The sequence below is a fragment of the Paenibacillus antri genome, assembly GCF_005765165.1.
Lineage (GTDB): Bacteria > Bacillota > Bacilli > Paenibacillales > YIM-B00363 > Paenibacillus_AE > Paenibacillus_AE antri.
Window position 1 is genome coordinate 73,474 of record NZ_VCIW01000026.1, and the last position, 6,229, is coordinate 79,702.

Consider the following 6,229-nt stretch of genomic DNA (forward strand, 5'->3'; position numbering starts at 1 on the left):
GCCCGGTCCGGCGCTGCAGTCGGAGAAACTCCGACTATTCGCCCGCGGGCGGCCCGGTCCGGCGCTGCAGTCGGAGAAACTCCGACTATCCTCCCGCGGGCGGCCCGGTCCGGCGCTGCAGTCGGAGAAACTCCGACTATCCGCCCGCGGGAGCCCCGTTCCGGCTCTGCAGTCGGAGAAACTCCGACTATTCGCCCGCGGGAGCCCCGGTCCGGCGCTGCAGTCGGAGAAACTCCGACTATTCGCCCGCGGGAGCCCCGGTCCGGCGCTGCAGTCGGAGAAACTCCGACTATTCGCCCGCGGGAGCCCCGGTCCGGCGCTGCAGTCGGAGAAACTCCGACTATTCGCCCGCGGGAGCCCCGGTCCGGCGCTGCAGTCGGAGAAACTCCGACTATTCGCCCGCGGGAGCCCCGGTCCGGCTCTGCAGTCGGAGAAACTCCGACTATCCGCCCTCGGGCGGCCCGGTCCGGCGCTGCAGTCGGAGAAACTCCGACTATCCGCCCGCGGGCGGCCCGGTCCGGCGTTGCAGTCGGTGAAACTCCGACTATCCGCCCGCGGGCGGCCCGGTCCGGCGCTGCAGTCGGAGAAACTCCGACTATCCGCCCGCGGGAGCCCCGTTCCGGCGCTGCAGTCGGAGAAACTCCGACTATCCGCCCGCGGGCGGCCCGGTCCGGCGCTGCAGTAGGAGAAACTCCGACACGCTCCTCCGCCATCCCGCCACAAAGAAAACAGCCCGGCGCCCCCCGCCTTAGGGGACGCCGGGCTGCAGGCGCGCCGTCCCCTAGATGCCGGGGATCGGCAGCCGCTTGTGCGCGGTCTTGTCGTATTGCCGCTCGAGCTTGGCGCGGACGGCGTCGTCGATCGGCTTGCCCTCGAGGTAGTCCGAGTTCGCCTCGTACGAGATGCCGAGCTCGCCCTCGTCCGTCTGGCCGTCCCACAGGCCCGCCGTAGGCGCCTTATCCAAAATCGGCTGCGGCACGCCGAGCGAGCGGGCGAGCGCGCGCACCTGCCGCTTGTTCAGCGTGCTGAGCGGCGTAATGTCGACCGCGCCGTCGCCGTACTTCGTGAAGAAGCCGGTGATCGCTTCCGACGCGTGGTCGGTGCCGACGACGAGCAGGTTCATCTCGAACGCGAGCGCGTATTGCATGACCATCCGGGTGCGCGCCTTCGCGTTGCCCTTGCCCTCCTTGCTGATGTGCCGGTGAATGCCGAGCGCCTTAAGCGCGTACTCGGTCTCTAGCGCGATCTCGTCCACCGCTTCCTCGATATTCATCTCGACCGCGGAGCCCGCGAGGCCGAACGCGTCGACGACCGAACGGCTGTCCGCGATGTCCGGCTGCTCCCCGTACGGCTGCAGCACGCCGATCGTCCGGTAGTCCTGCCCGGTCTCTTCGCGCAGCTCGTCCGTCGCCCGCTTGCACAGTCCCGCGGCCACCGCGGAGTCGATCCCCCCGCTGATCGCGATGAGCAGCCCCGTCGTGCCCGACTTTCGAACGTATTCCTTCAGGAAGTCTACGCGGCGCCGAATTTCCGCATCGACGTCGATCTCCGGCTTCACGCCCAACGCGGCGATAATGTCTTGCTGCTTGCTCATCCGTCCCCACTCCTCGCGTACGATATTACCAACGATTGTACTCGTTCCTCGAAGCAAATTCCAATGCAAGTCCGTCTAAGGAAAGTACCGATTTTCCTTAATGATTTTTCCCCTGCGCTTTGCTACCATGGTAATAATTACTCTCGGCAGGCCTTTCGGGAAGGGGAAATTCGCAAATGATCGATATTCATTGCCATATCCTGCCCGGCGTCGACGACGGCGCGAAGGACATGGACATGGCCGTCGCGATGGCCCGCATCGCCGTCGACGACGGCATCCGGACGATCGTCGCCACGCCGCATCTCGGCAACTATTGGAAGGTGTACGCCGACATCGTTCGAACCAAGGCCGCCCTGCTTCAGGCCGAGCTCGACCGGCTCGGCATCGACCTTCGCATCCGCTGCGGCAACGAGCTCGTTCTCGAGAATGCCGCCTTCGTCGAAGAGACGCTCCGGAACGAGCGATGCTGCTTTCTCGGCGACAATTCCGCCTTCCTCCTGTTGGAGGAGCCCTGGGCGGGCTTCAGTCCGGATACGTGGGACGTGCTGGAGACGCTGCGCGCGCGCGGCACGACGGCCGTCCTCGCGCATCCGGAGCGCCACGCGTTCTTCCGGGAGGAGCCCTCGCTGCTCGACCGCATGATCGAGACGGGCGTCGTCTGGACGCAGGTGTCCGTCGACAGCCTGCTCGGCAACAACGGTCCCGACGCGAAGGCGTTCGCCGCCCGGCTCGTCGACCGCGGCCAGGTCCACACGCTCGCGACGGACGCGCATAACGTCGCGCGCAAGCCCATTCTGGCGCTCGGCTTCGACGCGGTCGCGGCCCGGGCCGGCGCGGCCGCCGCCGACGCGATTCGCGAACGCATGGCGGCGATTTGACGCCTCGCAGAACAAAAACCCCCTTCCGACGTCGGAAGGGGGTTTCGCGCATTTTATTTGCAGTAGTGCTCGAACGCGCCGGCCAGCTTGTCGCCGATCTGCTCCGCGTTGCGGTCTTCGATCTCGTGGCGCTCGATGAAGAACACGAGCTCGCCGTCCTTCATCAAGGCGATGGACGGGGAAGACGGCGGGTACGGCGCGAAATATTCGCGCGCCTTCGCGGTCGCTTCCTTATCCTGGCCCGCGAACACCGTATACAGATGATCCGGCTTCGGGCCGGCCTGCAGCGCGCGAGCGACGCCCGGACGGGCGTTGCCGGCGGCGCAGCCGCATACCGAGTTGACGACGACGAGCGCCGTCCCCTTCATATCGTTGAACGCCTGCTCTACGTCTTCCGGCGTGCGAAGCTCCGTAATGCCCAGACGCGTCAATTCGTCGCGCATCGGTTGAATGTAGTCGTTCATATACATCTCGAACGTAATCGACATGGCAATGTTCACGCTCCCTTACATGGTATATGTTAACATTGGCGTTAGCCAAGTTTATTATACCATGACGCAGGCGCATTGTCGTTATTTCTTGCGCGGAGCCGGCGCGTCGGCTGCGTCCGCGGGATCGTCGTCGATGTTGGCGGGGTGCGCGACGTCGATCGTCGGATGCATGTAGATGCCGCCTTTGGGCGGAACGCCCTTTTCGAAATAGTCCCGATTCTCATCGGTGTGAAAGCCGACGTCCTTGTACGGATGCACCCACTCTTCTCCGGCCATCACCGTCGGGTCGGTGTTCTTGGACCAGTTCTCCAGCGGAGACTGCGGAGACTCGTAGTCGTGGTCGCCGATGACGACGCCGTGCTCGTTCACGAACGCGCTTCGCGGGCCGCGCCCTTCCCGATGCTCCGGAGCGAATTCGATCTCGAACGGATCGAGCGCCGGGTCGCCGAGCGACTCGATGACTTGCTCCGGCGTATCGACGGCCTCCTGCGATTTCTTCTTTTTCGTCACGACGTTCCCTCCCTTATTCCGCCGGGCGGTTCGGTCCGTTCAGCCTCTTGTCGATGCCGGGCACCTTGTCTTGGTTGCCTGCGCTGTTTTCCTTCTCATGCTGCTGCTGCGCCCAAGAGTCGTTGCTTTTTCCGCCTTTCGCCATTGCGTCGTTCACTCCTTCCGTTATTGTCGACCGTTAGTATTCGCCGCTTTTCGGTTGAACATGCCAGTCATGGTATACTATTCGCAATCAGGCAACTCCAAGGGGCGGAAAATGAAATGACGAACGACGCATACGATTGCATCGTCATCGGCGGCGGACCGTCGGGGCTGATGGCCGCCGTGTCCGCGGCGACGCGCGGCGCGAGGACGCTGCTCATCGATAAAGGGGACAAGCTCGGACGCAAGCTCGGCATCTCGGGGGGCGGCCGCTGCAACGTAACGAACGCGGGCGACCTCGACACGATCGTAAAGCATATTCCCGGCAACGGACGGTTTCTATACAGCGCGTTCCATAACTTCGGCAATCGCGACATTATGGCGTTCTTCGAGGGGCTCGGCATTCGGCTCAAGGAGGAAGACCGCGGGCGCATGTTCCCGGTCAGCGACAAGGCGAAGACGGTCGTCGATGCGCTCGTCGGCAAGGTACGGAGCTTAGGCGTCGACATCCGCGTGCATGCGCCGGTCGACCGCGTCGAATATGCGGACGGGCGGGTCGCCGGCGTTCGGCTGCGTAGCGGGGAGCGGTTCGGCGCGCGCGCCGTCGTCATCGCCACCGGCGGGAAGAGCGTGCCCCATACGGGCTCGACCGGCGACGGGTACGCGTGGGCGGAGGACGCCGGACATACGATCACCGAGCTGTACCCGACCGAGGTGCCGATCACCTCGAGCGAGCCGTTCATCCGCGAAAAGACCCTGCAGGGCATCTCCCTGCGCGACATCGAGCTGACCGTCTGGGACCCGAAGGGGAAGCGGATCGTTACGCACGACGGGGACATGATCTTCACCCACTTCGGCATCTCCGGACCGGCGGCGCTCCGCTGCAGCCAGTTCGTCGTGAAGGCGCGGAAGAAGTTCGACGTCAAGCACGTACTGATGAGCATCGACCTGTTCCCGGGCGAGAGCGGCGACGCGCTGCGGGACCGCATCGACGGCCTCGTGCGCGAAGAAGGGAAGAAGGCGGCGAAGAACGCCTTCCGCTCGCTGCTGCAGGAGCGGCTGCTCCTGTTCCTGTTGGCGAGAGCCGGCATCGCCGAGGACGCGCAGGCGGACCAGATTCCGAAGGCGGCGCTGCAGACGTTCGTCGATTCGTGCAAACGATTCGAGCTGTGGGCGTCCGGCACGCTGTCGATCGAGGAGGCGTTCGTCACCGGCGGCGGCGTGAACCTGAAGGAGATCGACCCGAAGTCGATGGAGTCGAAGCTGACGTCGGGGCTGTTTTTCTGCGGCGAAATTCTCGATATCCATGGGTACACGGGCGGCTACAACATTACGGCGGCGTTCGCGACGGGGTACACGGCGGGCAAGTGCGCGGCGGAAGCGGCGGCCTCGTCCCCCTCGATTTAGGCGGAAGTCCGTTTCCCGCTCGGCTGCTTATTTTCGCGCGCGCCAAACGATCGCGGCAGGAATTCCAACATACAACCTAGAATATGGATAGTTCGTTCGAACTATTTTCGTATTGGAAGGTGTCCTAGCATATGCGATTGATTACGCGCTCCGATTTCGACGGATTGGTCTGCGCCATGCTCTTCAAGAAACTCGGCATGGTGGACGAGATGAAGTTCGTGCATCCGAAGGACGTGCAAGACGGACTGGTCGAAGTGAACGAAAACGATATTTTGGCGAATCTGCCTTACGTGCCGGGCGTCGGTCTCTGGTTCGACCACCACTCGAGCGAGCTCGCCCGCATGCAGCCGGACGTAGAATACCAAGGCGAATCCCGCGTGGCGCCGAGCGCGGCGCGCGTCGTGTACGACTATTACGGCGGACGGGAGAAGTTCGGTCCCGAGCTGGACGACATTATGGCCGGCGTCGATAAGGCGGACGCGGCGCAATTTTCGGCGGAGGACATCTTGAACCCGAAGGGTTGGGACCTGCTTTCGTTCATCATGGACGCGCGCACGGGCCTTGGGCGCTTCCGCGACTACCGGATCAGCAACTATCAGCTGATGGAAGACCTCGTCGACCATTGCGCGACGATGCCGGTCGAAGAAATCATGGAGCTCCCCGACGTGAAGGAACGCGTAGCGCGCTACTTCGAGCTCGACGCGCAGTTCCGCGACATGGTCGCGACGTACACGCGCACGGAGGGCAACGTCATCGTGACCGACCTCCGCGACGTAGAGACGATCTACCCGGGCAACCGATTCATGGTGTACGCGCTCTATCCGGAGCAGAACGTCTCGATTTGGATCGTCGACGGGCGGAACAAGCAGAACTGCGTCTTCGCCTGCGGCCACAGCATCGTCAACCGGACGGCGAGCGTCGACATCGGCGCGCTCATGCTGAAGCACGGCGGCGGCGGCCACAAGGCGGCGGGCACGTGCCAGGTCGACTACGCGAACGCGGAGACGGTGCTCAAGGACTTGATCGCCGCGATGAATGCTTAATTCGAAAAAAAGCGCAAACGAAAGGCCGCCCCTCGCATTTTGAACTGTGACCCCATTGGCGGACAGTTTGAAGAAAGCCCTCGGCGGCTAAGCCGCCAAAAGATGACTCCTGTATTCATTGGGGGTCATCTTTTTTAATGACCATTGGTAGCGCCCCGTATTGTA

General features: G+C 63.6%; 7 protein-coding genes. 3 read left to right on the forward strand and 4 right to left on the reverse strand.

Annotated elements, in window-relative coordinates:
- Positions 1-781 precede the first annotated feature (781 nt).
- Entirely contained in the window at positions 782-1,594 is an 813-nt protein-coding gene (gene nadE / locus FE782_RS28020; protein ID WP_138197662.1) for an NAD(+) synthase, read from the reverse strand.
- A 176-nt stretch (positions 1,595-1,770) separates the two neighbouring features.
- Here nadE and FE782_RS28025 point away from each other — a divergent pair, with 176 nt between their 5' ends.
- Positions 1,771-2,472: a tyrosine-protein phosphatase gene (locus tag FE782_RS28025; RefSeq protein ID WP_138197663.1), complete on the forward strand. Its 702-nt coding sequence runs from the start codon at positions 1,771-1,773 to the stop codon at positions 2,470-2,472.
- A gap of 53 nt (positions 2,473-2,525) precedes the next feature.
- Here FE782_RS28025 and FE782_RS28030 read toward each other — a convergent pair whose 3' ends face one another.
- The 3 genes from FE782_RS28030 to FE782_RS33160 all read right to left on the reverse strand — a co-directional run bounded on the left by FE782_RS28030 (position 2,526) and on the right by FE782_RS33160 (position 3,618).
- Positions 2,526-2,960 (reverse strand): BrxA/BrxB family bacilliredoxin, encoded by a 435-nt coding sequence (locus FE782_RS28030; RefSeq protein WP_138197664.1) that lies wholly within the window; start codon positions 2,958-2,960, stop codon positions 2,526-2,528.
- An 84-nt stretch (positions 2,961-3,044) separates the two neighbouring features.
- Positions 3,045-3,473 (reverse strand): DUF3905 domain-containing protein, encoded by a 429-nt coding sequence (locus tag FE782_RS28035; RefSeq protein WP_138197665.1) that lies wholly within the window; start codon positions 3,471-3,473, stop codon positions 3,045-3,047.
- Positions 3,474-3,486: 13 nt separating this feature from the next.
- Positions 3,487-3,618, reverse strand: coding sequence for a hypothetical protein (locus FE782_RS33160; RefSeq protein ID WP_274388775.1), 132 nt, complete (start codon positions 3,616-3,618; stop codon positions 3,487-3,489).
- Between the two features lie 116 nt (positions 3,619-3,734).
- Between FE782_RS33160 and FE782_RS28040 the strand changes: the two genes are divergently transcribed.
- Positions 3,735-5,021, forward strand: a complete 1,287-nt coding sequence (locus tag FE782_RS28040) for a BaiN/RdsA family NAD(P)/FAD-dependent oxidoreductase (RefSeq protein ID WP_138197666.1) — start codon at positions 3,735-3,737, stop codon at positions 5,019-5,021.
- A gap of 131 nt (positions 5,022-5,152) precedes the next feature.
- Positions 5,153-6,064 carry an exopolyphosphatase gene (locus FE782_RS28045; RefSeq protein WP_138197667.1) on the forward strand — a complete coding sequence of 304 codons (912 nt, stop codon included), beginning with the start codon at positions 5,153-5,155 and terminating at the stop codon, positions 6,062-6,064.
- The last annotated feature ends 165 nt before the right edge of the window (positions 6,065-6,229 follow it).

Coding starts and splice junctions, on each gene's coding strand:
- nadE (WP_138197662.1), bottom strand. CDS start 1,594: ATGAGCAAGCAGCAAGACATTATCGCCGCGTTGGGCGTGAAGCCGGAG.
- FE782_RS28025 (WP_138197663.1), top strand. CDS start 1,771: ATGATCGATATTCATTGCCATATCCTGCCCGGCGTCGACGACGGCGCG.
- FE782_RS28030 (WP_138197664.1), bottom strand. CDS start 2,960: ATGTCGATTACGTTCGAGATGTATATGAACGACTACATTCAACCGATG.
- FE782_RS33160 (WP_274388775.1), bottom strand. CDS start 3,618: ATGGCGAAAGGCGGAAAAAGCAACGACTCTTGGGCGCAGCAGCAGCAT.
- FE782_RS28040 (WP_138197666.1), top strand. CDS start 3,735: ATGACGAACGACGCATACGATTGCATCGTCATCGGCGGCGGACCGTCG.
- FE782_RS28045 (WP_138197667.1), top strand. CDS start 5,153: ATGCGATTGATTACGCGCTCCGATTTCGACGGATTGGTCTGCGCCATG.